The sequence below is a fragment of the Rossellomorea aquimaris genome (assembly GCF_008180865.1).
GTDB classification, from domain to species: Bacteria; Bacillota; Bacilli; order Bacillales; family Bacillaceae_B; genus Rossellomorea; species Rossellomorea yichunensis.
In genome coordinates, this window is the sequence record NZ_VTEX01000002.1 from 415854 (window position 1) to 437430 (window position 21577).

Annotated in this window: 21 protein-coding genes; 4 read left to right on the forward strand and 17 right to left on the reverse strand. The window is 43.3% G+C overall.

Features of this window, described 5'->3' with window-relative positions:
- Nucleotides 1-6 precede the first annotated feature (6 nt).
- Nucleotides 7-987: a DUF1835 domain-containing protein gene (locus tag FZC88_RS09640; protein WP_148994624.1), complete on the reverse strand. Its 981-nt coding sequence runs from the start codon at nt 985-987 to the stop codon at nt 7-9.
- Nucleotides 988-1242: 255 nt separating this feature from the next.
- Between FZC88_RS09640 and FZC88_RS09645 the strand changes: the two genes are divergently transcribed.
- Entirely contained in the window at nt 1243-2178 is a 936-nt protein-coding gene (locus tag FZC88_RS09645; RefSeq protein ID WP_148994625.1) for an iron-hydroxamate ABC transporter substrate-binding protein, read from the forward strand.
- Between the two features lie 122 nt (nt 2179-2300).
- On the opposite strand, the gene FZC88_RS09650 is transcribed toward FZC88_RS09645, so the two are convergent.
- From FZC88_RS09650 to FZC88_RS24650, 6 genes are all read right to left on the reverse strand, one after another.
- Nucleotides 2301-3704: a sensor histidine kinase gene (locus tag FZC88_RS09650; protein WP_148994626.1), complete on the reverse strand. Its 1404-nt coding sequence runs from the start codon at nt 3702-3704 to the stop codon at nt 2301-2303.
- Nucleotides 3694-4398 carry a response regulator transcription factor gene (locus FZC88_RS09655; protein ID WP_148967774.1) on the reverse strand — a complete coding sequence of 235 codons (705 nt, stop codon included), beginning with the start codon at nt 4396-4398 and terminating at the stop codon, nt 3694-3696. Before FZC88_RS09655 ends, FZC88_RS09650 begins: the two co-directional genes overlap by 11 nt.
- Nucleotides 4399-4587: 189 nt before the next feature.
- The gene (locus tag FZC88_RS09660) at nt 4588-5466 is read right to left on the reverse strand and encodes a hypothetical protein (RefSeq protein ID WP_148994627.1); all 879 of its coding nucleotides are present in this window, start codon (nt 5464-5466) and stop codon (nt 4588-4590) included.
- A 137-nt stretch (nt 5467-5603) separates the two neighbouring features.
- On the reverse strand, nt 5604-6488 hold the full coding sequence (locus FZC88_RS09665) for a peptidylprolyl isomerase (protein ID WP_262371815.1): 885 nt from the start codon (nt 6486-6488) through the stop codon (nt 5604-5606).
- Nucleotides 6489-6669: 181 nt separating this feature from the next.
- Nucleotides 6670-7941: a S1C family serine protease gene (locus FZC88_RS09670; protein ID WP_148994628.1), complete on the reverse strand. Its 1272-nt coding sequence runs from the start codon at nt 7939-7941 to the stop codon at nt 6670-6672.
- 258 nt (nt 7942-8199) lie between these two features.
- Nucleotides 8200-9936, reverse strand: a complete 1737-nt coding sequence (locus FZC88_RS24650) for a phosphotransferase (RefSeq protein ID WP_316247531.1) — start codon at nt 9934-9936, stop codon at nt 8200-8202.
- Between the two features lie 313 nt (nt 9937-10249).
- On the opposite strand from FZC88_RS24650, the gene FZC88_RS09680 reads away from it, so the two are divergent.
- The gene (locus tag FZC88_RS09680; RefSeq protein ID WP_148967771.1) at nt 10250-10765 is read left to right on the forward strand and encodes a DUF3231 family protein; all 516 of its coding nucleotides are present in this window, start codon (nt 10250-10252) and stop codon (nt 10763-10765) included.
- Nucleotides 10766-10965: 200 nt separating this feature from the next.
- On the opposite strand, the gene FZC88_RS09685 is transcribed toward FZC88_RS09680, so the two are convergent.
- The 4 genes from FZC88_RS09685 to FZC88_RS09700 form a co-directional block, all read right to left on the reverse strand.
- Nucleotides 10966-12099 (reverse strand): zinc-dependent alcohol dehydrogenase, encoded by a 1134-nt coding sequence (locus FZC88_RS09685; RefSeq protein ID WP_148994629.1) that lies wholly within the window; start codon nt 12097-12099, stop codon nt 10966-10968.
- Nucleotides 12100-12132: 33 nt separating this feature from the next.
- Nucleotides 12133-12756, reverse strand: coding sequence for a DUF421 domain-containing protein (locus FZC88_RS09690; RefSeq protein WP_148994630.1), 624 nt, complete (start codon nt 12754-12756; stop codon nt 12133-12135).
- Nucleotides 12757-12865: 109 nt separating this feature from the next.
- The gene (locus FZC88_RS09695) at nt 12866-13705 is read right to left on the reverse strand and encodes an MBL fold metallo-hydrolase (protein WP_148994631.1); all 840 of its coding nucleotides are present in this window, start codon (nt 13703-13705) and stop codon (nt 12866-12868) included.
- Nucleotides 13702-14901, reverse strand: coding sequence for an MFS transporter (locus tag FZC88_RS09700; RefSeq protein WP_148995148.1), 1200 nt, complete (start codon nt 14899-14901; stop codon nt 13702-13704). The genes FZC88_RS09695 and FZC88_RS09700 overlap by 4 nt, the downstream gene beginning before the upstream one ends.
- Nucleotides 14902-15265: 364 nt before the next feature.
- Here FZC88_RS09700 and FZC88_RS09705 point away from each other — a divergent pair, with 364 nt between their 5' ends.
- Entirely contained in the window at nt 15266-15901 is a 636-nt protein-coding gene (locus FZC88_RS09705; protein WP_148994632.1) for a lysozyme inhibitor LprI family protein, read from the forward strand.
- A gap of 162 nt (nt 15902-16063) precedes the next feature.
- On the opposite strand, the gene FZC88_RS09710 is transcribed toward FZC88_RS09705, so the two are convergent.
- The 6 genes from FZC88_RS09710 to FZC88_RS09735 form a co-directional block, all read right to left on the reverse strand.
- The gene (locus FZC88_RS09710) at nt 16064-16840 is read right to left on the reverse strand and encodes an AraC family transcriptional regulator (RefSeq protein WP_148994633.1); all 777 of its coding nucleotides are present in this window, start codon (nt 16838-16840) and stop codon (nt 16064-16066) included.
- A 21-nt stretch (nt 16841-16861) separates the two neighbouring features.
- A complete protein-coding gene (locus FZC88_RS09715) occupies nt 16862-17437 on the reverse strand; it encodes a LysE family translocator (protein WP_148994634.1) in 576 nt (191 codons plus the stop codon).
- A 169-nt stretch (nt 17438-17606) separates the two neighbouring features.
- Complete coding sequence (locus tag FZC88_RS24430; RefSeq protein WP_262371816.1) at nt 17607-17732, reverse strand: hypothetical protein; 126 nt, start codon at nt 17730-17732, stop codon at nt 17607-17609.
- An 81-nt stretch (nt 17733-17813) separates the two neighbouring features.
- Nucleotides 17814-18836, reverse strand: a complete 1023-nt coding sequence (locus FZC88_RS09725) for a phosphotransferase enzyme family protein (protein WP_148994635.1) — start codon at nt 18834-18836, stop codon at nt 17814-17816.
- A 20-nt stretch (nt 18837-18856) separates the two neighbouring features.
- Nucleotides 18857-19384, reverse strand: a complete 528-nt coding sequence (locus tag FZC88_RS09730; protein ID WP_148994636.1) for a P-loop nucleotide/nucleoside kinase family protein — start codon at nt 19382-19384, stop codon at nt 18857-18859.
- Nucleotides 19385-19431: 47 nt separating this feature from the next.
- Nucleotides 19432-20136: a CPBP family intramembrane glutamic endopeptidase gene (locus tag FZC88_RS09735; protein WP_148994637.1), complete on the reverse strand. Its 705-nt coding sequence runs from the start codon at nt 20134-20136 to the stop codon at nt 19432-19434.
- An 89-nt stretch (nt 20137-20225) separates the two neighbouring features.
- Here FZC88_RS09735 and FZC88_RS09740 point away from each other — a divergent pair, with 89 nt between their 5' ends.
- The gene (locus tag FZC88_RS09740) at nt 20226-20951 is read left to right on the forward strand and encodes a MerR family transcriptional regulator (protein ID WP_148994638.1); all 726 of its coding nucleotides are present in this window, start codon (nt 20226-20228) and stop codon (nt 20949-20951) included.
- Nucleotides 20952-21577: the final 626 nt, after the last annotated feature.

Genomic DNA, 21577 nt, shown 5'->3' on the forward strand with positions numbered 1-21577 from the left:
CCCATTTTATTTACGTTTCACACTATAAAACCTCATCGCTTTTGGGACCCCTTTGATCTCAAATACGCCATTCATGATTAAATACCTTACTCGATACTCAAAATATCCGTCATCGATATATTGTTCCACATGTCCCAGCACTTCACCTATAAGTCGAGCTGATTTCATGAACCCATGATTCTCCAACTCTTTATGCAGTTTTTCCGCTGTATGGATGATGTACTCATCAAAATAATCTTCCCGGACTCTTTTTATTTCGCCATTCTCCCAGATTCTCAAGACTTCCTGTGTGGCAGACAGCTCTTGCCACTCCTCTTCGTAAGCTATTCTTTGTTCTTTATTCAATGGAGCAGAAACATGTTCATACATCATACCCATTTTTTCTGGTGAAAGTTCTCCAGTGTGCAAGGTATGAGAATGAGTTGTATTCATGATATACAGAACGTTTTGCTTCCCTTTTAATAGATATAGAACATATCGCAGAGCAGTTTGTTCGTGAGCATTTCCCCCGACCCAAATTGTAATGGGGATATGGTCAGGAATCGCCTCAATCTCCGAAATCGTTTCATTGAACATTTCATGGCATTCCGCTAGTTCATCACCTTCAAAAAGAATATGATTTTCGAGCCATTCATACCGGTGATGAATCCCCCGTTCTTCATGCAGTTTCCATATGGGACCGATGGAGAACACATCCGAAAAAGCGAGCACCTTAGCGTCTCCCACATCCCTTTCTTTTAAGGTCATTTTCAAACTGCCGGATGCAGAATCTCCAAACAAGATATGGACGGCTTCATAGGTCTTTTCCGTCACAGCCTGACTTCTTTTATACTCCACAAAATTCTGATAGGTGTTCTTAAGATCTATTACCAGCTGGTCTTGCTCTGTTTCTTGCGCCATATTGATTCGTAACAGCATGTGGAATAGCAGGGATTTCACTTCGTCCTCCGTTGAATGCTCCACTAGTTTTTTTATTTGATCAATCAATTTATTTCACCGCCTTAACATCGAAAAACTATCCATATTTTGTATATGATATCAAAGAGCTCCACGTTAAACCAGATGTAACGATACTAGACCGCTAACGATTCTTTTTTAAATGCCCCCTCCCATTAAAGTCATCATCCAAACCCAAACTTTAGAATCACTGTCAAATTGTATTGACAATGATAATCATTCTCTGTATATTTAGAACTATATTGAGAATGATTATCACTATTAATTAGAAAGAAGGAAAACAAATTGAAAAAAATACTCATCCCATTTCTCCTCATCGCCATCCTCATCCTTCAGGCTTGTGGCAGCACCGAGACATCAAAGACTGAACAAAAGGAAGAGAATACTAATCAGAAATCAGCATCAGAAACCATTACATATCAATCTGAAACCGGTCCTGTTGAGGTACCTGCGAATCCTACCCGCATTGTGGCGCTTTCCAACGCTCCAAACGTGCTTGCCTTGGAAGGTGAAATTGTCGGAGTCGATGAATGGACAAATATGAATCCCCTGTTTCAAGAGAAGCTGGAGGGAATTGAAGTAGTATCAGAGGAAAACATCGAGAAAATCGTTGAGCTTGAGCCAGACCTGATCATCGTTGGATCCCATTCGAAAAATATTGATAAGATGAGTGAAATCGCTCCTACGGTGGCCTACACGTGGGGGAAACTGGACTACTTGGAACAGCAAATCGAAATCGGTAAGCTCCTCAATAAAGAGCAGGAAGCCAAAGATTGGGTGGAGGAGTTCACTACCCGTGCAGAAGAAGCCGGGAAAGAGATCAAAGAAAAGATCGGTGAGGATGCCACTGTATCGGTCTTTGAATACGATACGAAGTCGGCTTATGTATTTGGAAACAACTGGGCTCGGGGCACCGAATTATTATATCAAACCATGAAACTCGAAATGCCTGATAAAGTGAAAGAAAATGCATTAGAACCAGGCTACTTTGCACTGAGCACAGAAGTCCTTCCAGAGTTCGCGGGAGATTATATCGTCCTAAGTAAAAATCAGGACGGTGACGGTTCATTCCTGGAAACACAGACATGGAAGAACATCCCTGCCGTTCAAAACAATAGAGTCATAGAATTAGATACGAAAGCGATCACGTATAGTGATCCAATCACACTGGAATATCTTCTGGATGTGTTTAAAAAAGCATTCCTTGAAGAACTGAACTAATTTTAAAACATATGAAACCCGCATGGATTGTTGGAATCCATGCGGGTTTTTTAAGGTCAAAGGGACAGGTACCTCGGCTCCTATCCAAGACCGGTACAAGGTACCTGTCCACTTGGACCCTTTCAAAGAGGCAGCCGAATCACAAACTTCGTACCCTTCCCTTTCTCACTGAACACATCAATCGTCCCCTCATGCATGAGCACCAATTGCTTCACGATCGAGAGTCCGATGCCGAATTCACCGTATGGATTATTCGTCCGGGACAGGTCCGCTTTATAAAACCTGCGCCAAATCGATTGGATTTCTTCGGGGTCCATACCGATTCCGGTGTCTTCGATTTCGATGATGGATTCACTACCCGTAGAGGAGCCCCTTAACGTGATCGTTCCTCCAGAGGTGAATTGAATGCTGTTTTTCGTGATGTTGATCAGTATTTGAATGAGCCTGTCGTAGTCCGCATGTACTGTGGCACCGGAATCTGCAACCACCCTGATCTCGTTTCCTTTTTCTTCCGCCTGCAAGTCGAGCTGTTCCTTGATGACTTCAAAGATATCCAGTAAAGGTAAGGTTACTTTCGTGATGGCTACCTGGTTGGAGCGGATTTTTTCGTAGTCCAGGTTTTCGTTCACCAGTCTGATCAGGCGCCTCGTTTCCTCGCTGACGAGACCGAAGCTTTTTTCTTTCTGTTCTTCGGGGATCATATCGTTTCGAATCCCCTCGATGACACCTCGAATCGTAGTCAGCGGTGTTCTCAGTTCGTGTGACACATCCGCCATGAACTGCCGTCTACGGTTCTCCAGGCTGTCGATTTCCTCTTTGGATGCCTGGAGTTTCGTGACCATTTCATTAAAGTCTTCGGCAAGATCGCCGATTTCATCGAAGTTGGAGCTTGGGACGCGAACATCGTAATGACCGGATGACACACGGGAAGTGGCATCCCTGATCCTCTGAATCCTTTTCACATGGAGCTTTGATAAGAACAAGCTGATCAAGAGAGAAATCGCCAGTGACAGGAGCACGATATATAGAAGATATTTATTAATCTCACTCAGCATTTCCCTCGAGCCGCTGATTGGGGAAATCAAAATCAGTCCGCCAGCCAGCTGATCATTGATGATCCGGGGCATGATGACGAGGGATACAGCCTGGTCAAACCGGCCGAAATCTTTCTTCAGGGGGACGGTTTCACCTCGTTCGATTTTTTGCCACTCTTCTTTGGAGAGCTCTATCCGCGGGTACACCCCTCCCCTTGAGAAGGATACCTCCCCTTGGCGATTGAACGTGATCACATCGATGTTCCGGGCATGGAGCAAGTTGCTGTATTCCTCAAGATACAGAGGTCTTCTCGGGCTTGGTCTTTCAAGGTCTGATAAAATTTTTTCCCCATACGACCTGAGTTCCGTGACCTTATTTTCGTAGACAAGATTTTCGACATATTGGGAAAACAGGAGGCCAAGGATCATGAAGGCGATGATGAGTACGCTTGTATGGCTGAGGAGCAGCTGATAAAGATATCTAAATTTCATCCCCGGACGCCGCCTCGTCGAATTTGTACCCTACTCCCCAGACCGTATGCAGGTACGGCTTTTCCTTGCTGCCGATTTTGTTGCGGAGCCGCTTGATATGAACATCGACCGTCCGCTCATCCCCGTAGAAATCATACCCCCATACCCGTTCGAGTAGCTGCTCCCTCGAGAACACTTGACGCGGATGCCGTGATAGGTAATAGAGCAATTCAAATTCTTTCGGTGTCAGGTTCGTAAGGGGAACGCCTTTCAGAAGGACTTCACGTGTTTCTTTACTGATTTGGAAGTCTGCCGTCGAGACATCCTGAGTTCCTGACCCACTGTTTTTCTCCCCTTGATATCGCCGCGTAACAGCCCGTATCCTTGCCATCAGGGCAAGGGGCGAGAAGGGCTTGGTCACATAATCGTCGGCACCGAGTTCGAGCCCGAGCACCTGATCCGATTCACTGTCTTTCGCCGTCAGCATGATGACCGGGACCTGGGACCCTTCCTCCCTGATTTTCCTGCATATGGTGACGCCGTCCATCCCCGGCAGCATCCAGTCCAGGATGACAAGATCCCAATCTCCTTCTTTATAACGCCGGTACCCATCAGCCCCGTCGTGGACAAATTCTCCTTGAATCCCTTCTTTTATAAAAAACATCTCAAGCATCGACGTGACGCTCTTATTGTCTTCTACTACCAGCACGTTCATCAACATCGCTCCTTTCCCGACTTTTTTCTATTTAGAACCATGGGGACAGGTACCGTGGCTCCTATCCAATACTGTGCCAAGGTACCTGTCCCCATGGCTCCCTATCTAAAGTATAGCCGTTTTGACTGATTCATTCTATTGTTTCATCCTAATGAAAAACCCCCGCTCACTTGGCGGGGATCCCAATCCTTATAATGTGTCATTTGGAGATTTGGCTGCCGGTTCCTCACTCTGTTCGCCCTCAGGCACAGATTCATGAGGTCCTTTTCCATGGCCTGGGCCACCATGATGGCCTTTACCGCCCTTTAGGAAAAAGAAGCCTTCTTCTTTATTAAAAGGGAAGAAATCCAGTTTCTTCGCTTCGTCGGCATGATTGGTCATGATTTCTTCCATCAGTTCCTTCGACGTTTTGCCCTCTGTTTCAATGCCCAGTTCTTTGGCAGCTTTTAAAATGGAAGCTTCGAATATCTCTTGTTTCAATTCATGGTGCTCCTTTCCCTCTGACTCAATTCCAAGGTCTTTTGCCTGCTTCAGAAGTGCTGCTTCCCTTACTTCATCTGCAAGTTCATCCAGTTCCTTGCCCTCGGTTTCCACTCCAAGTTCTTTCGCTTTCTGTTTAAGTAAAGCTTCCCTTACCTCTTGAGAGAGCTCTTCCTGGTCTTTTCCATCAGTGGCAATCCCCAGCTCTTTCGCTTTTTTGTTCAGTTCCGCCTGACGGATTTCATCCATGAGCGCACGGTGATCCTTTCCTTCTGTTTCAATACCCAAATCTTTTGCTCTTTTTTCGAGTTCAGCATCCATGATCTCTTTCGCGAGTTCCCGTGAATCCTTATCGGTGCTGTCGATCCCAAGTTCTTCTGCTTTTTCCTTCACCTGTTCCTCATTCAGATGGAACTTTCCATGCCCACCGCCACGATGTCCGCCAAATTCCGGCTCCGACTTTCCGCTAACAACCGCCGAGTCGTTTGTCTTCGCACTGTCCTCCTCAGCAGCAAAGGCTGGAATAGCCCCGAGGATTCCGACAGATAAGGCACCTGTCAGTACATACGTCAGTGTTTTCTTTTTCATATTCATTTCCTCCTTTATTGGTTTTGCAGGGATCGAACCCATCTATGTAGCACACGATGAGATCAGGATTCAATCCCCTGCCCTGTCATTTTCTCCAGAAGTTATGACCAATGTATGAACAAATAGTTGCCGGTTCATTAACTTTTCAATAAATTTTCGATTTGGTACTTCTCTTTTTGTTCCTCAAGCCACGTCCCATACTCCGTTTGAAGTGCCTGATCAAACAGAATATCCTTTATTTCCTCTTTATGATCATCAAGGACCGCTTCTTTCGCGTCTTTTTTATCCGTCACCTTGATGATATGATAGCCAAATTCCGTCTTCACCGGCTCACTGATTTCACCCTTTTTCATGGCAAACGCCTTATCATCATATTCCGTCACCATTTCACCTTTTGCAAAAAAACCTAGCTCTCCGCCCGACTCGGCATTGGACGTATCAGTGGAGTATTCTTTCGCAAGCTCCGCGAAATCCCCTCCGTCATCAAGCTTGTCCTTCACTTCCTTGGCTGTTTTCTCATCTTCAACCAGAATATGGCTTGCCTGTACCTGTTCTTCTTGAGCAAACGAGTCTTTATTCGCTTCAAAATATTCCGTTATCTGATCGTCCGAAATCGAGACTCTGTCCTTCAGCAACTTTTCCGTTAACAAAAACGATTCGACATTCTTTTTAACACTATCCAGGCTCGCTCCGCTTGAAGCCAACGCCTCATTGAATGCCTCTTCGCCCCCATAGGACTCTTTGATTGACTCCAGTTCCTCCTCGATCTCACTGTCCTTGACTGTGAGATCCTTCTTGTCACTCTCAAGCTCCACTATCTTCTCGGCAATCAGTGTATCCAGGGCGGCATCCCCATACTGGTCCACAAGCGTCGTATACAAGTCCTCTTTACTGATCGACTTGTCCCCCACCTTTGCCACCACTTCATCCTTCGAAAAGCCAAACATCACAAGCATCGTGCCGACGACGACAATGCCCCCTATGACACTCCATAATGTGATCGAACGTTTCTTTTTATCCACTCACCCGTACTCCTTTTTTTCTAATATTTGTATACTGTTCGGTTGTTTTTTGTGGTGCCAGGTACAGTTTGGTCGATTTGTACCTTGTACATTTACCTTGGATTGAGCCTGGTACATTTCACTCGATTTGTACCTGGTACATTCCACTCACTCTGTACCAGGTACCATCCAGACCACAACTTTACCCATTCATCATTGCATTACTAGTAAGAGTCAGACTGACCGTCATTTCTTCACCGTCCCGGAAGATGGTCAGGTCGATCTTATCCCCAACTTTCAGGTCACCGTACAACTGCCTTCTCAAGTCGGCCACATCCGCTACTGCTTTTCCATTCAGCTTCGTTATGACATCGCCCTCTTTGACACCGGCTTTTGCTGCCGCTGATGTTTCATCAACACTCGCGACGACTACACCTGCTTTGACTTCATTAGGCAGATCCGGCAGATAATGACGGGGAACATCGGCAAGATTCGTCATTCCGATTCCGATATACGGCCGCTCCACTTTCCCCGTTTCGATGATTTCACTTACGACCGGCAGAAAATCCTTACTTGGAATGGCAAACCCAAGCCCTTCTACACCGGAGTTCGAGATCTTCGCACTGTTGATCCCGATCAATTCACCTTTTGAATTCAGCAGCGCACCTCCGCTGTTTCCAGGATTGATGGCCGCGTCGGTTTGGATGACATTCAATTCAGATTCACCTGCAGAAGTCTGCACTGGAATGGTTCGATCAACGGCACTGACAATTCCTTGTGTAACCGTCCTTGATAAATCGAGGCCCAGTGGATTCCCGATCGCGATCACCTGTTCACCGGCGCGCAACGCACTGGAATCTCCCACTTCCAACAGGTTGTCTGCATACTTACCATCGATCTTCAATACGGCAAGATCCGTCAGTGGATCGGCTCCGATCAGCTCCGCCTCGGTCTTTTCACCATCATAGAGGGACACTTCAATCTTAGAGGCACCTTCAATGACATGATTGTTGGTGATGATATAAGCACTCTCGCCCTCTTTCTTGAAGAGAACCCCTGAACCTGTCCCTGCTTGAGCTTCTTGAGATGCACCCATGCCATTCTGCTGCTGATAATTGACAATTCCGACAATCGATTCAGAGGCATCTTCCACAATATTCGCTACATCGCCGCTACCCGTTGAAACCGTCGTAGGGTTGATTCCTGAATCCCCCGAAGTCTCCACCTCGCCGTTGTCCCCTGCCGATTGTTCGATGCCGGGCTGAGCCAGGTTCTGATAATAATCGGTTTGAGGCAATACCGTCAATGTCAGGACCGAACCGATGATCCCGGCACCTACAGTATTTAGAAACCCCCGTCCTTTAAAAGGCTTCTTCGGCTTCGGGCTTCGTTGCATTTCTTCTTTCTTCACGTCTTCCATATTTTCCGACTCTATATGCTTCATTTCTTCATTTTGATTGTTATGTTCTAGCATTTTCTTTCCTCCTCTATTTATTTTGCTCGGTTGATCTTTGCTGTTGATTTCATCTTAGAGGGAAAATATTACGAAACTATTAACAATGTGTGTACAGCTTGGGAAGTTTTTATTGATGGGGAAAAGATTATTAAATAAAAAGATACAAAAAAGGATTGATCCCGGTACGTTAACCCATTAACGTACCGGGATCAGCCCTAATATACTTTTCTAAGGATTCATACCAAGCCACAAGGGGACAGGTACTTTGTCTCTAGATCATTTCAAAGACTGGGACAACGTACCTGTCCCCCAGTCCCATTCACTCTTAAACTCCTCAAGCGACTGCTGACGCTTCTCACGATCCTCGCTCACTGCTTTCAATGCCACTCTATATAACTTCTCACTCAGTCGCCATTTATCGATGGACCTGTCTTTCTCCCCGCCAAACAACGCAAAGGCGGTGGCTCCGATCAGATACACATTCGTGATTTCATCGATTTCTGCCCCTTGTTCGAATTCCTCCGGCGACATGAATCTTGAGGATCCCCACATCCTGCCCACTGTATTGGTATAGGGGCGTTTGGAATAAAGGTCGATATCGCAAATCAGGGTCTTTCCTTTTTGAAAGTCATACAGAATACTCCCGTCATAGAAATCGATTGCTACATACCCCTGTTCTATCACATGAATGTGAAAATCGAGGATGTCATGAAATAAGTCCATCTTTGTGCTGTCCGGCATCTTCATAAATTTCTCCCTGGATAAGGGATACATTCTTCCCATGCACTCCCCATCTGTCCATTCAAATATGGAGGCAAATCCACCGCCGATTTCTTCCGCACGAAGCAACTTGACTAAATGGGGATGTGCCAAATCTTCATAAACCTTTACACTAGCCTTCAACTCTGCGACCGAATCTTCCGGTTTCCCTGCAAATCGCGCTGTAGGGGCCCCTGCGAATTTCATGAAAATTTTCTGGTCGTCGTCCTTTATCCCAAAGCAAATATTGCCGGAGTCCTGATCATCATACACCTTGAAAACCTCCCCATATCCCTCGATGAAAGAGAAGTCGAAAGGAGACTTTAATTTGTATGGAATTTCATCGATGTACTGAATATAAAAGTCTTCCACATACCACGTCGGCACTGGATTGTTCATGCCGTCAAACCAGACAAGCACTTCCGTTGCCTGCTTCTTCATGACGGCCACCTCCACTTCCCCGAACGGCATGGCCCATGGAATGGACGACAGCATATTGCTGCTTATGTAATAGAGCATGAGCCTGAAGAACTCCTCAGGCGGCCGGCCGTTGAAATAGCCATTGAGCTGTCCTGTAGCAAAATGAGGACTAACCGAAGCACTCCACACGATGCGGTTGAACTCTTCCCACGGATCACCGAAGTCATGCCGGTTGAAATCGATGATGGAAAGTTCCGCTTCTCGCGATATGACCATATTCCCCACGTGATAATCACCGTGATGAAACGATTGGGGCCGCCCTCGCAGGAGATGTCTGTTCGACTCAATGTATTCAATGATTCTGTCGCCGCCTTTTATTTTCACCGGACAATCATAGTACTGCTTAATCTTGCTGTCCGCTTTGCGATTGAACTTCGTCTCCCACTTCTCTTGATCAGAAGGTGCATGAATACAGTGGATTTCCCGGAGATAACGACCCGACTTCAGGCCGAGCTCGTATTGCTCTGTATCGGTCAACTTAGGCAGCATCTCTGCAGCGTCTTCTCCTTCACACCAGGTAAAGAGCGTATAAACACTTTTCCCATCGTCACTCATACCGAACTTCAATGGCTTCGACATCGGTATGCCCGTTTCGGCCAACCGCTTCATCGCCTCAAACTCACTCTTCTTACTCTCATATTCGGAACGGTCCGCTGTCCGAAGCAACAGTCTTTCACCAGTCTCCGCTTCAACATAGTATTTCTTATCACTCGACCACCCCTTGTTAATAGAAGTGATCGTTTTAAAAATGTAATCGGTTTTTATATCAATCATTTGGCAACCCTCCAGTAAAGCGTGAATCCCTTGACTCAGTTATAAATCGTTTAGTGATAGACCATAATAGTCTAATTTTACCAATGGTTGAATCGTAAAGATATAGGAGTCATAGTGTTTTTTATTCCCTTTTTCCCACCTATGCTATGAGATGAACGGACATTTCCGAAGCACTAAAACGGTTTGCCTCTTTCATATACAAAAAATGTAAAAAAGTACATACATACTTCCATGTGATTAGTGAAAAAATAAACTTTGTGCTCAAACATTCACTTTGAAAGGCGGCACAATAATGACAATCAGGAGGATGATTATGGGTATTTTAAGCGGAAATCCACAAGAAGAACCATTGCATTATGGTGAAGTATTTGGGACGTGGAACTATTTGTTGACGGCTAAAGCCACTGTGGCAGGATATCAGATGCAGCTTAACCATGCCGGAGATGATGATCTGAAAAAGTTACTGAAGGACAGCATCGAGGGTGGACAAGAAGAAATCAAGCAAGTTGAAAAACTTCTGAAGGAAAATGGGATTGGATTGCCTCCAACACCTCCAGAGCCTCCGCATGCCTGCCTTGATGATATTCCGACAGGTGCCCGCATGCCGGATCCTGCCGTTGCAGCAGGGCTATCCGCTAATATCGCTTCAGGCTTAGTTGCATGCAGCACAATCATGGGACAAAGCATACGTGAAGATGTGGCGATGATGTTCGGCCAATTTCATATGCAAAAAGCCCAAATGGGTGCTAAAGTACTTAAGTTAAACAAAGAAAAGGGATGGTTGATCCCTCCACCCCTTCACAAAAACAAAAATGAACATTGTGAGTGATCACTGAATAGGTAAGATTCTCAGGTTGCTGGCGAATTTTTCAGTCAACCTGAAAATCTTTTTTTATGTGCATTCTTTGATAGAACACGAGTCTAATTACCCCCACTTCATTACTTTCATAACATCCTTCCCCTTTATATACGCGTATAATATCCCGTGAACACAAAGAAGGAGGGACACTATATCCCTCCTTCTTACCGTTAAGGCTTCAAGATGACTTTGATGCAATCGTCTTCTTTTTTGTTAAATAGTTGATACCCTTTTTCCGCTTCTTCAAGCTTAAGTATATGTGTGATGATGGATGTGGAGTCGATTTCCCCTTTGACGATTTGTTCATAAAGGGGGGCCATATACGCTCTCGCAGGAGCCTGTCCCATTTTCAACGTAACATTACGGGCAAAGAATGCCCCAAGGGGGAACATATTGTATAGACCGCCATATACCCCGGTCAATTGAACGGTTCCACACTTCCTGACAGCTTTGGTGGCGATCTGGATCGGACCGATCGTCCCTCCCTGAAGCTTCAATTTCTGTTCCATGAATTCAAGGGGGGATTTCTTCCCGTCCATGCCGACACAATCGATCACCACATCCGCTCCGCCTCTGGTTAACTCCTTCAACGTTTCACCCATATCATTGTATTGGGTGAAATCAAAGGTTTCCGTATGGTTCATCTTCTTCGAGTGACGTAAGCGGTAATCGAAATAATCGACGGCGATGACTCTCTCAGCACCTTTTTTCCAGGCAAACTGCTGGGCCATCAATCCGACCGGCCCGCATCCGAGAACAATGACCGTGTCCCCTTTTTTCACACCTGCATTCTCCACACTCCAGTAGGCCGTCGGAAGTACATCAGATAATAAAAGGATTTGTTCATCCTCCAGTTCACAATTCTCCGGTACTAAAAAAGGGGTGTAGTTCCCGTATGGAACCCGGAGATATTCCGCTTGTCCCCCGGGATAATTACCGAACTTCTCAGAGTATCCGAACAGCCCACCAGAGTCATAATGGGGGTTCGAATGATCGCATTGACTTTCCAAGTGTTGCTCACAATAGGGACATGCCCCGCACGCCACGGTGAAAGGGATGATGACACGGTCTCCCTTTTTTACTTTGGTCACATCTTTCCCGACTTCCTCCACGATCCCCATCGGCTCATGTCCAATGACGTACCCGATCGGAAGTGGGAAATTCCCTTGATAAAGATGCAGATCCGATCCACAGATGGCTGTTGATGTAATGTTGACAATGACGTCTTGTGAATCTTCTATCCGAGGGTCGTCCACTTTCTTGACGGCTACGGAATTCTTTCCTTGATAGGTGACTGCTTTCATGAGCTTCCTCCATTCGAATATTCTTGTCTTGTGCTACTGAAGATGTTTAGGGGGTGGATTGGCGGAAGATTTCTGCTTGATCTCTTTAAATATATCTTCCCCGCCGACTTCCTGACTGACTGGCCTCTTTGTTGTGGGTGGAACATTGAGCATATTGATCAGTCTCTGTACTTCTGCCTGGAATTGTTCGAAATCTTTCTTCGTCACCGGCTTCGCCTGGGGCATCAATTCCACCCCGACTTGTCCATTCGGTTCAAGCGTCGCCCATTTCACATCGGAAAGTTTACTGACTCCCTGTTGTCGCAGTTTCATTTCGAGTTGATCGACTGTCATTCGTAACTTTTTAAAGTTCTTTTCATTGATGTTGCCATTTTCCATAAGAATCTTGGATTTCCCCGTGATAAACTGTTCGACACGATCGGATTTCACCTGCAGATATTCCATGACCATCAAGGTTAAAACAAGAATAAGACCGACTCCGATCGTTGTCCATATATTCTTTCCAGCAACTGGTTGAATTAATAATGATCCGATACCGATCATAATGACTGTTTGTGCCAATGTCATCTGCGAAATGGACTTTCTCCCGGCTATTCTTAACAATAATGTACCAGCCACAACAATGAGAATGGCTTTCCAAATCCAATCTAGATCCATGAACTGTATCCCTCCCTTTCAATTGCTAAAAACCCCCTTCAGGTGAAGAGGGGAAAAGGTTTTCACAAGATTAATTTTCCCTGCTGGTATAAAATTATTCGAATCGAAGTTAATGACGTTTCCGATTAGCGGGTAATGCGATCACATCAAATTGTTCAACCAATTTTCTTAATGCTTCTTCCAACTCATCCCCCGCCATCGCCTCTCCATGTCCAGTGACAGCTACTTTCGGTTTCAGATTGGATAATGTGGCGACCGATTCTTTGGCCGCTTCCCAATCCATCGTGAAATACCTCGGGGGACCGCTGATTTCTTTCTTTTGAAGGACAACCCGGTACAAGGATTCCTGTTTCACTGTCACAAAGGCGTCCCCAGCGACCAATACACCATCCAACTCCCTATATAGGGAAATGTGCCCTGGCGTATGGCCAGGTGTATGAACCCATCTCCATCCTTGCATAAAGGGGACTTCACCATTTTCCGGGAGTGCGTGAATCCGATCGGACACATCGATTCCATGATGGGGATAAAATGGGGACAACTCGCTGACCAAACCGCCATCCACAGTAGGGTCCCCTTTTGGATAGTTCCGTTCTCCATTAAGGTAAGGGATTTCCAGTTCATGGGCATAAACTGGAACGTCCCATTCCTCTAAGAGCGGCTCCAGGGACCCGACATGGTCAAAATGGCCATGAGTCAACACGATGGCCTGCGGTTTACCCCTATGGCCAAACCGTTCTTCCGCCGCTTCCATGATCTTCTGCTTAGAGTGAGGCATCCCACAATCAATCAACACCCACTCCCTGCTTCCCGGAATTCCGTAGAAACAGACATTCACAATCTGATTGGTCCAATAGTAAAGATCTTTGCCTACTGCCCTCCCCTTCCCACTGTTCACACTAAAGAAAGGGAGATGTGTGTCAGAAAAATCACTGTCTAATGGTTTCATGTTGCACCTCCTTGATTTGTAGTAGAAGTGGGGGATTTTTCTGATTGAATAAAAAACAACACAAGCAGAAACATCCCGATACCTAAGATACCTGCACCGATAAGACTTTCATTCAATAGAGAATTCATCACCAAGGCCATCAGAGGGGGACCGGCAGCCACCCCGATGAAACGGGATGAACTATAGAAAGAAGAAATCGTCCCCCTTTCCTCTTTCTCTATGTTTTCGGTAATCAAAGCATCCATGGTAGGCAGCAAAGCACCAATGGAGAGACCCATTAAGCTTGAGACAGACAGGAGAAGAATCAATCGCTCGTCGACAAATCCTATCAATGACACACTGACACTGATCAGAATCAAGCTCACCGTCATGATCACCTTCATGACCTTCAGCTCACCTTTAATCTTTCTACCTGTAATAAAAGAAGCGATGCAAAGAGCCAGTAAAGGAATGGCCAACACAAACCCTTTTTTCACCCCATACAAGCCGTGTGTTTTCTCCAGGGAATCAGAGAGGAAAAACAAGACGGCAAACAAGAGCAGCATGCTATAGATCCCCACGAGAAAAACTGTAAAGATCCATCTCCCTTCCTGTTTAAAAATCTTCTTTGTATTCTTTATGAATGTTTTCAGTGAGACGGGCTTCTCTTTCTTCTTAGGAACTTGAATGAAGAAGATGACGAGTACAATTGAAATGAGACTAAAAACAGAAATAGAGAAAAAAGGAAGATACCATAAATACGCGGCAAACAACGCCCCCAATATGGGACTTAACACCTTGCCGAAGGTGTTGGATGTTTCAATCAACCCAAGACAGGAACTCGTTTTCTCATCATCATCCTTATAGAGATCACCCACCAACGGTAAAATGATCGGGGCCGCTCCAGCCGCTCCAATTCCCTGCAGAATACGCCCGATGATGATCCAAGTAAACGGATCTGTCATTTTCCATGAAGCAAACCCTGCAACCAATCCTCCCATTAACGCGATGAGTAAACTGGGTAGGATGACCACCTTCCTTCCGAAGCGATCTGACAGATATCCAGCCACCGGAATCAGAAAGATCGAAGCAATGGAGTAACTCGTAATAATCATACTCGTTTGAAAAGAAGAGATCCCCACCTCTCTTTCAAAAATGGGCAGTACAGGGATCAGCATGGAATTCCCCAAGGTCATTACCAAAGGAATCGAGGCCATGCTTACCACGCACCAATTACTGATTTTCGTTGTATTCTTGCATTGTTCTTTCAATTGAACCACCCTTTAAGGATTGATCTACCATTACCTAAGTATTTGAATTTTCTATGGAGAACATTCGGAGAATATGACGACTTCCTGTAAAAAATGTTGAAAGTAAGCCTAATTCCAACACCCATTTCCTCCACCTTTAGGAACTTCGAGACCATTCAAGCGGGAAGTTACTGCCCTTAATCGACTACCAGCAAACGTAAGAACCGTCCCTGAGGACCACGAACGATCAAACACAAACAGGTTAGAAGATAATTCCCTTATATGTTAAAATAAACCAACATAAAACCAACAAAGAATTGGAGCTGTAAAAATGAAAAAATCGAAAATGTTTATCGTGACTGCCTTATTAACTATGTCATTCGTCTTCATGTCTGCTTGTAGCGATTCACCTGAAGAGGATGCTTCTAATCAGACTGAATCTGATACGATTCCAGCAAGTACAGATGGATCATCTACAGAAAGCACTGTAGAATCCGATAACAACAAGGAGAATCAATCGGATGAATCAGCAATGGACGATAGCAACTCTCAGGAAGAAAGCAGTCAGGAGGAAGATCCTACTCCCGAAACAAAAGTAGCGGGAAAAACAGAATATCTGAACAAGCTGGACAACATCCAAAAGGAACTTGATGTCATGCCAGATAAGAAGGATTCAGATAAAGGTGTCACGAACGCTATGAAAAACTATTATGGAGTGTCCTATGAAAAGTATGACGATGCATTAAATGAGATTTATTCACTTCTGAAAAAAGAGCTGTCTCCAGAGGACATGAAGGAGTTAAAAGCGGAACAGGTAAAATGGATCGAACAGAAAGAAGCGAAAGCCGAGAAAGAAAGACTGAAGTATGAAGGCGGGACGTTTGAGAATGTGGCGTGGTACATCTCTTTATATGAGTCGACGAAGGATCGATGTTATGAGTTGGTGAATGAGTATATGACGGAATAGATGATGAGGCGAAAGGAGAGGAAGTTATCAGCACTTCCTCTCCTTTCGCCTTTGAACCACAGGAACAGATTTTTTGCGTTTTTTTCACAAAGAAAACCCCGTCATCTAAACTAAGTCATAGCATCATCATTTATTAAAGTAAGATTTAAAACGGATTCACCCTCAATTCAGATAGGAACTATATTCAAATGCCGTTGTACCATATACATTTTTAAAATGTTTGTTTAAATGCGTTAAATCGACAAAACCACATTCAGCTACTGCTGAATAGATATCTCCACTTTTCTCTATCAGGTGCTTTGCATGTTCTATTTTGACGTTCAGATAGTACTGATACGGGGAAATTCCTGTATGAGCCTTGAATAGTCTGATGAACTGATATTTCGATAAGCCGAGCTCTTTAGATATGTCATCCAGTTTAAGCCCAGTTGCCAAATGGGCATGAAGGATATCTTTCGCTTTTTTTATTAATGTGCTATCTTTCTTCATTTCTGTAGAAAGATCGGTTTGAATGAGACTATCCGTTAGAGATAAAAATAGTTCACTACAAAACGCATCGTCTTTATCGGCTAATATCCCATGAGCAAGATTTAAAATGCTTTGTTTCAGTCTATCGTCATATACAATCGGTGAAGGAAAACGTATCATATCCTTCTTCTCAAGGGCTTCTAAAAGCAATTGCGGCTTAATATATAACATAACGTAATCAAGGCCGGACTCATCATGGGCCATTCCGTCATGTGCCTGTTCAGGGTTAAAAAGCATGATCCCGCTCTGATAGGACAGATGCAAGCTGCCATCCAAGTTGTAACGCTGGATGCCGCGAATGGTTACACCTATGGCATACTCTTCATGTGCGTGTTTTTTATATGAAAATTCATTAATACTTGCTGACAATGCGGTAATGTCTGCTCTTTTTTTATAAATGAATTTCTCCAATTCTTTCACCTCTTCACTCGCCTATATCCATAGCATGAAGGCAGAATAGGCTAAAAATAACGCCATGATTACATTAGCAGCCTTATTGTACCTCAGTAAGAATTTTTTGAAAATGGTACCGAAAAGCACCCAAGTCGTAAAGGCCATAAATCCAATAACCGTTATCACGATAACCCCTGCTGTTACCGCAGGTTTCGAGACATAGAATGGCAAAATGAAACTTGGAATGACCGTCATGGTAAACAGTACTACCTTAGGATTTAGAAATTGCATAAGGAAGCCGGACATAAAAGTACCCGATTGATTTACAGTAGGTTTCGATGTATCCATCCTGTATATTTGATAAGCCAAATAGAACATATAACCACTTCCAAGTATCTTCATCACAATGAGGATCTTAGGGAGAATCGTCAGAAGGACAGTATTCAATATAGCTGAAATAACCAGCAGCAGTCCGAACGCAATCGTTGCCCCATACGTAAATTGCATGGCCTTTTTCGTCCCTAAATTATGAGCGGTGGATAATATAACAATATTTGTGGGGCCGGGAGTAACTGTAATAATAATGCAGTAAATTAAAAAAGATGTAAAATTCATAGAGAAACCCCTTTCCAATTGTTCTCATGTAATCATACATCTGTCTTTAAGCTTTTTTATAGTATATTATTGCAGGAATATATAAAGCTTTTTCCATATTTTAATAATGAAAAATCATATTCATGACATATTCTCAAAAAAGAGCATACCCTGTGCTGGATAAGCATCTTTACAAAGCGGACCATGGGACCTGTCCCCACGAACCATTATCCCTGCTCAGTACAATGTCTGCTGGATTGCCTTTATTAAGCTTTTGGCTGAATGCATCATAATGATGTACCGTAATGGATTTCACTTATGATTCACCCCTATGGAACCTATGAATTTTTCCTTATTTTTCAAAAAGAAAGAGAGCAACTGCCTGTCACCACTAACTTTACCTGCTCATGGAAGATGTTGAAACCACAGATAGTAATCTTCTCCCCCGTTCTTCGTAAGCCACAATATGCTCTTTTAGTTTTTCCCTATTGTCTGCATCTATTATTTCAATTGTTTTTCTTACGAAGTTCCAATTTAGGCAACCTGATAACCATAGAAGAGAAGACAGCCTGCCCAGATCATGACGATCAAGGAAATGCTCTCCTCTGTATCCTTTTAAAAAGGCGTTTGCAGCGCTAGGGGAAAATTCTGCTGAATGTATTCCATCAGTCCTGGAATACCATTTAATCAGCCAAGCTAAGCCTTCGATTCGATCACTGTAACCTATTGATTCAAAATCAACAATTCCTATTACTCTTTTATTTTCATCCCAAATCACATTGAGAGGGTTTAAATCTGATTGTACGATGAAATCATATTCATTTGTCATCGAATTTTCTATATGGTGTTCAGCTTCTTCAACATACCTCTGAATCAGGTTTAGATTATCCTTGGAAATAGTAGCTGTGTTACCTTTATTTCGCAATTCCTTAGCAAATTGGGAATAGCCATCCAGATGCGACTTCTTTGGAAATACAGAAGAATTATATAAACTTGAAATATCATGAATTTCTCTTGCCATTTTTCCAAATTCCTCTGCGATGAATTTATCACAATGCGTTATATGTTGACCTTCAATCCATTCAAATAAGATGAATCGATAAATTTCAGAACCCCATTCAATCGTTGTAAATGGAACATCATGGGATATAGGTACTAAACGCATGAATGGAATTCCATTATTCACAAGGAAACGGCAAAACGTTGTTTGTTCATATAGAATATCATTTGTAATATCACCAAATACACTGTTTGGAGACCGATTATCCGCAATGAACCTTGCAGAATAAGGGACTCCATCAGCCACAATTTTGTAATGAAGGTCTCTGTTCCAACTATTTGCATGTAATTCCTTTTGAATCTCCAATGATCTGTTTCCGATTGAATAAGGAATTAGAGCTTTTTTAATTAATTTATACATGTTGTATATTCTCCTTATATTTAATTCTCAACAACCATTTCCTCCTCACCATCAGGAATTTCAAAACCCTTAAGATAGGAATCTAACAATTCTTCCGTAATCGGGAACGCATTGGCATCAAAGCGCTTGTTCCTTATTTTAAGGCGTTCACGCAAATCATCAGGAGAAACGTCTAAATAAATCAATTTCCATTTACCACCGGACTTTTCGATGAGTTGTTTATATCGCTCCCTTCTTGCACGGTCCCAAAAACTGAAGTCAATGACCACCTGTTGTTTATCGTGAATGAGCTTCAATAAGTCATTGCGCAATTTACTTTCTGCCTCTTTCTTGTATTCCTCCATCTTTTCCATAGGGAAATCAATCCCGTAACGACCATGAGTCGCCCATATTTCTTCATCAATGGAAAGACGCACAAAGCCATTATTCTCAAGTTGCTGTGAGAATGTCGTTTTCCCGGAACCGGCCACTCCACACATCATGACGACTAGTGGTGTGGAAACACTCCGTTCACGATAAATCATTTCAAAATTAAATTTGTTAAACATAGGGACCCTCTCCCATTTTTATATAGTAGACCTTGCTCTTCAATCCCCTACCCCAAACTTGTCAGCAAAACCATTATCCCATTCGTCAAACCGTGAATCAAAACTGATGGCCAGATCGAATTGGTACGTTCATACGCTAAAGCAAAAAGGATTCCGCTAAAGAAATTTAACGGCATAACGTTATATGTCGGGATGTGGATGATGGTAAAGATAAGCGAACTAAGTAATAGAGCTCCATTCAACCCGATTCGAGTACGCAACCAGCGATATAAGAAACCGCGAAAAAAAATCTCTTCGTATAACGGTGAGATGATCGCCGCAGAGATAAAGGCGATCAGTACCGTAAAGAACGTTGCATTTTGCTGCATGGCCTCTGTTTTGCTGTTCTCCCACGAATTGCCTATGAAACTGGTCAAAACGACGATGATTACGGCACCAACCAATAAAATGACAGAATAGGTGATTATGATTTTCCAATCCTTCACAGCGAATGGTTTGACCCCTACTTCACTCCAGGAAATCTTTTTTGGACGGAGTGCAATCAGATAAACACCTGAAAGGAGAATAATGGCTATGGTTAACCCCATTAACGTTCCGGCATACAGTTCATTGTCGAGCCACCCAGAATATAGGGGCTTAACCACGAATTTAATACATCCGATCACAACTACAAATTCAAGTAACATCAATAATATGAATTCCTTCCAACCCCATGGATCCTGTTCTTTCCAGTTCAATTGACTCTTTTCCATTCATCTTCCCTCTTCCTATATATGGTATAATCCAACTATAGGAGATGACGTTACGTCACCTGCAAGTATTTTTTTCAGGAGGGAATGGAATGAAAAGACGGACGACCGGGGAGGTAGCCAAAGAGCGGAATATATCGATTCGCACACTTCGCTATTACGATAAGATTGATCTCCTTACACCAAGTTTCAAGGATGCAAGCGGAAAACGTTATTATTCAGAAGATGACTTATTTACATTAGAGAAAATCATTATCCTAAAATCTCTTTCACTCCCCTTGGAGGATATTCGCCATATATTAGATAAACTATCTTTCAAACAAGTTCTAGTCTCACACTACAATTACCTGCAAGAACAACTCTCGACACTTCAAACAAGCATCTCCCATACGACTTCATTAATTCATATGATGGATCTGGAAGAATCTTTACCCTGGGAACGCGTCTCGGAACTGGTCAGCCGTTCACAACACAGCTCAAAGAAGTGGATGGATTATTTCCAAGAAGATGAACAGGTCCTTTTACAAAAGTCCGTTCCAAACCTCAGTAACAACGACGAAACAACCCAGCAATACATTTCATTAATCCGGAGAATGGAATCGTGCATCAAACACAATGTGAAGCCTGAATCAGAAGAAGGCTTTCAAATCGGGACCAGGTTACTGGAACTATCAAATGATATGTTCCAAGGAGATAAAGAGTTGATGGATAAATTCTGGAAGGTACGAAAACAGCCTGCAGAGGATACCGGCTTATACCCGATTTCGGATGATGTATTGGAGTTTGCGGAACGTTGTATGGAGTATGTAATGAGTTAAGGTGAGGGAGTGTGCTTCGAACAAGGCCACTCCCTTATATCCTTTTCTTTATATTTATAAAAATGATATAGACAAAAAAACTTACGATATAAATTCCTGATAACAAACATAAATATGAAATCGGGTTTGTCTGTAAGGCTATTAATAAGACATCAATTGCGTAGATATCACTGCAATATTGAACATCTTGTGGTGTGAAAATGAATTCAGGCTTACATTCTGATTGCGGTAAGTAAGCGATTTTACTTGAGATAAAAAAAAGAATAAACATATGAGACAAGAAATATCGGGAAACTAATAATAAATAAAATCCAACGCTTTTTAATTTGACTCCCCCCTTTGTTGCAGCCACAAAACCAGCAACCCTTTCCATTAAAGGATGTAAGAAAATACCAAGAAATAGATTTCCAGATCAACTCGGTTTATTAATAGCTTATTAGTTTTGTTTGAATTCTATCTCCTCAATTTTCATATGACTAACTTAATACCAATTATTTCAAAGTGAAGCGTCTTACTCAAGATACTTTTTTTTAAAAAAGGCCCCTGTCTCCGGTGTCCCATTAACGTTTAGATTAAAAATTTCTATCAATTTCTTTACATAGGTTTCATGTACAGGAAAATGTGTT

Excerpts from the sequence above, each read along its gene's own strand:
- FZC88_RS09650 (WP_148994626.1), bottom strand. The coding sequence starts at position 3,704 with ATGAAATTTAGATATCTTTATCAGCTGCTCCTCAGCCATACAAGCGTA.
- FZC88_RS09655 (WP_148967774.1), bottom strand. The coding sequence starts at position 4,398 with ATGAACGTGCTGGTAGTAGAAGACAATAAGAGCGTCACGTCGATGCTT.
- FZC88_RS09660 (WP_148994627.1), bottom strand. The coding sequence starts at position 5,466 with ATGAAAAAGAAAACACTGACGTATGTACTGACAGGTGCCTTATCTGTC.
- FZC88_RS09670 (WP_148994628.1), bottom strand. The coding sequence starts at position 7,941 with ATGCTAGAACATAACAATCAAAATGAAGAAATGAAGCATATAGAGTCG.
- FZC88_RS24650 (WP_316247531.1), bottom strand. The coding sequence starts at position 9,936 with ATGATTGATATAAAAACCGATTACATTTTTAAAACGATCACTTCTATT.
- FZC88_RS09680 (WP_148967771.1), top strand. The coding sequence starts at position 10,250 with ATGGGTATTTTAAGCGGAAATCCACAAGAAGAACCATTGCATTATGGT.
- FZC88_RS09685 (WP_148994629.1), bottom strand. The coding sequence starts at position 12,099 with ATGAAAGCAGTCACCTATCAAGGAAAGAATTCCGTAGCCGTCAAGAAA.
- FZC88_RS09690 (WP_148994630.1), bottom strand. The coding sequence starts at position 12,756 with ATGGATCTAGATTGGATTTGGAAAGCCATTCTCATTGTTGTGGCTGGT.
- FZC88_RS09695 (WP_148994631.1), bottom strand. The coding sequence starts at position 13,705 with ATGAAACCATTAGACAGTGATTTTTCTGACACACATCTCCCTTTCTTT.
- FZC88_RS09700 (WP_148995148.1), bottom strand. The coding sequence starts at position 14,901 with ATGGCCTCGATTCCTTTGGTAATGACCTTGGGGAATTCCATGCTGATC.
- FZC88_RS09705 (WP_148994632.1), top strand. The coding sequence starts at position 15,266 with ATGAAAAAATCGAAAATGTTTATCGTGACTGCCTTATTAACTATGTCA.
- FZC88_RS09715 (WP_148994634.1), bottom strand. The coding sequence starts at position 17,437 with ATGAATTTTACATCTTTTTTAATTTACTGCATTATTATTACAGTTACT.
- FZC88_RS09725 (WP_148994635.1), bottom strand. The coding sequence starts at position 18,836 with ATGTATAAATTAATTAAAAAAGCTCTAATTCCTTATTCAATCGGAAAC.
- FZC88_RS09730 (WP_148994636.1), bottom strand. The coding sequence starts at position 19,384 with ATGTTTAACAAATTTAATTTTGAAATGATTTATCGTGAACGGAGTGTT.
- FZC88_RS09735 (WP_148994637.1), bottom strand. The coding sequence starts at position 20,136 with ATGGAAAAGAGTCAATTGAACTGGAAAGAACAGGATCCATGGGGTTGG.
- FZC88_RS09740 (WP_148994638.1), top strand. The coding sequence starts at position 20,226 with ATGAAAAGACGGACGACCGGGGAGGTAGCCAAAGAGCGGAATATATCG.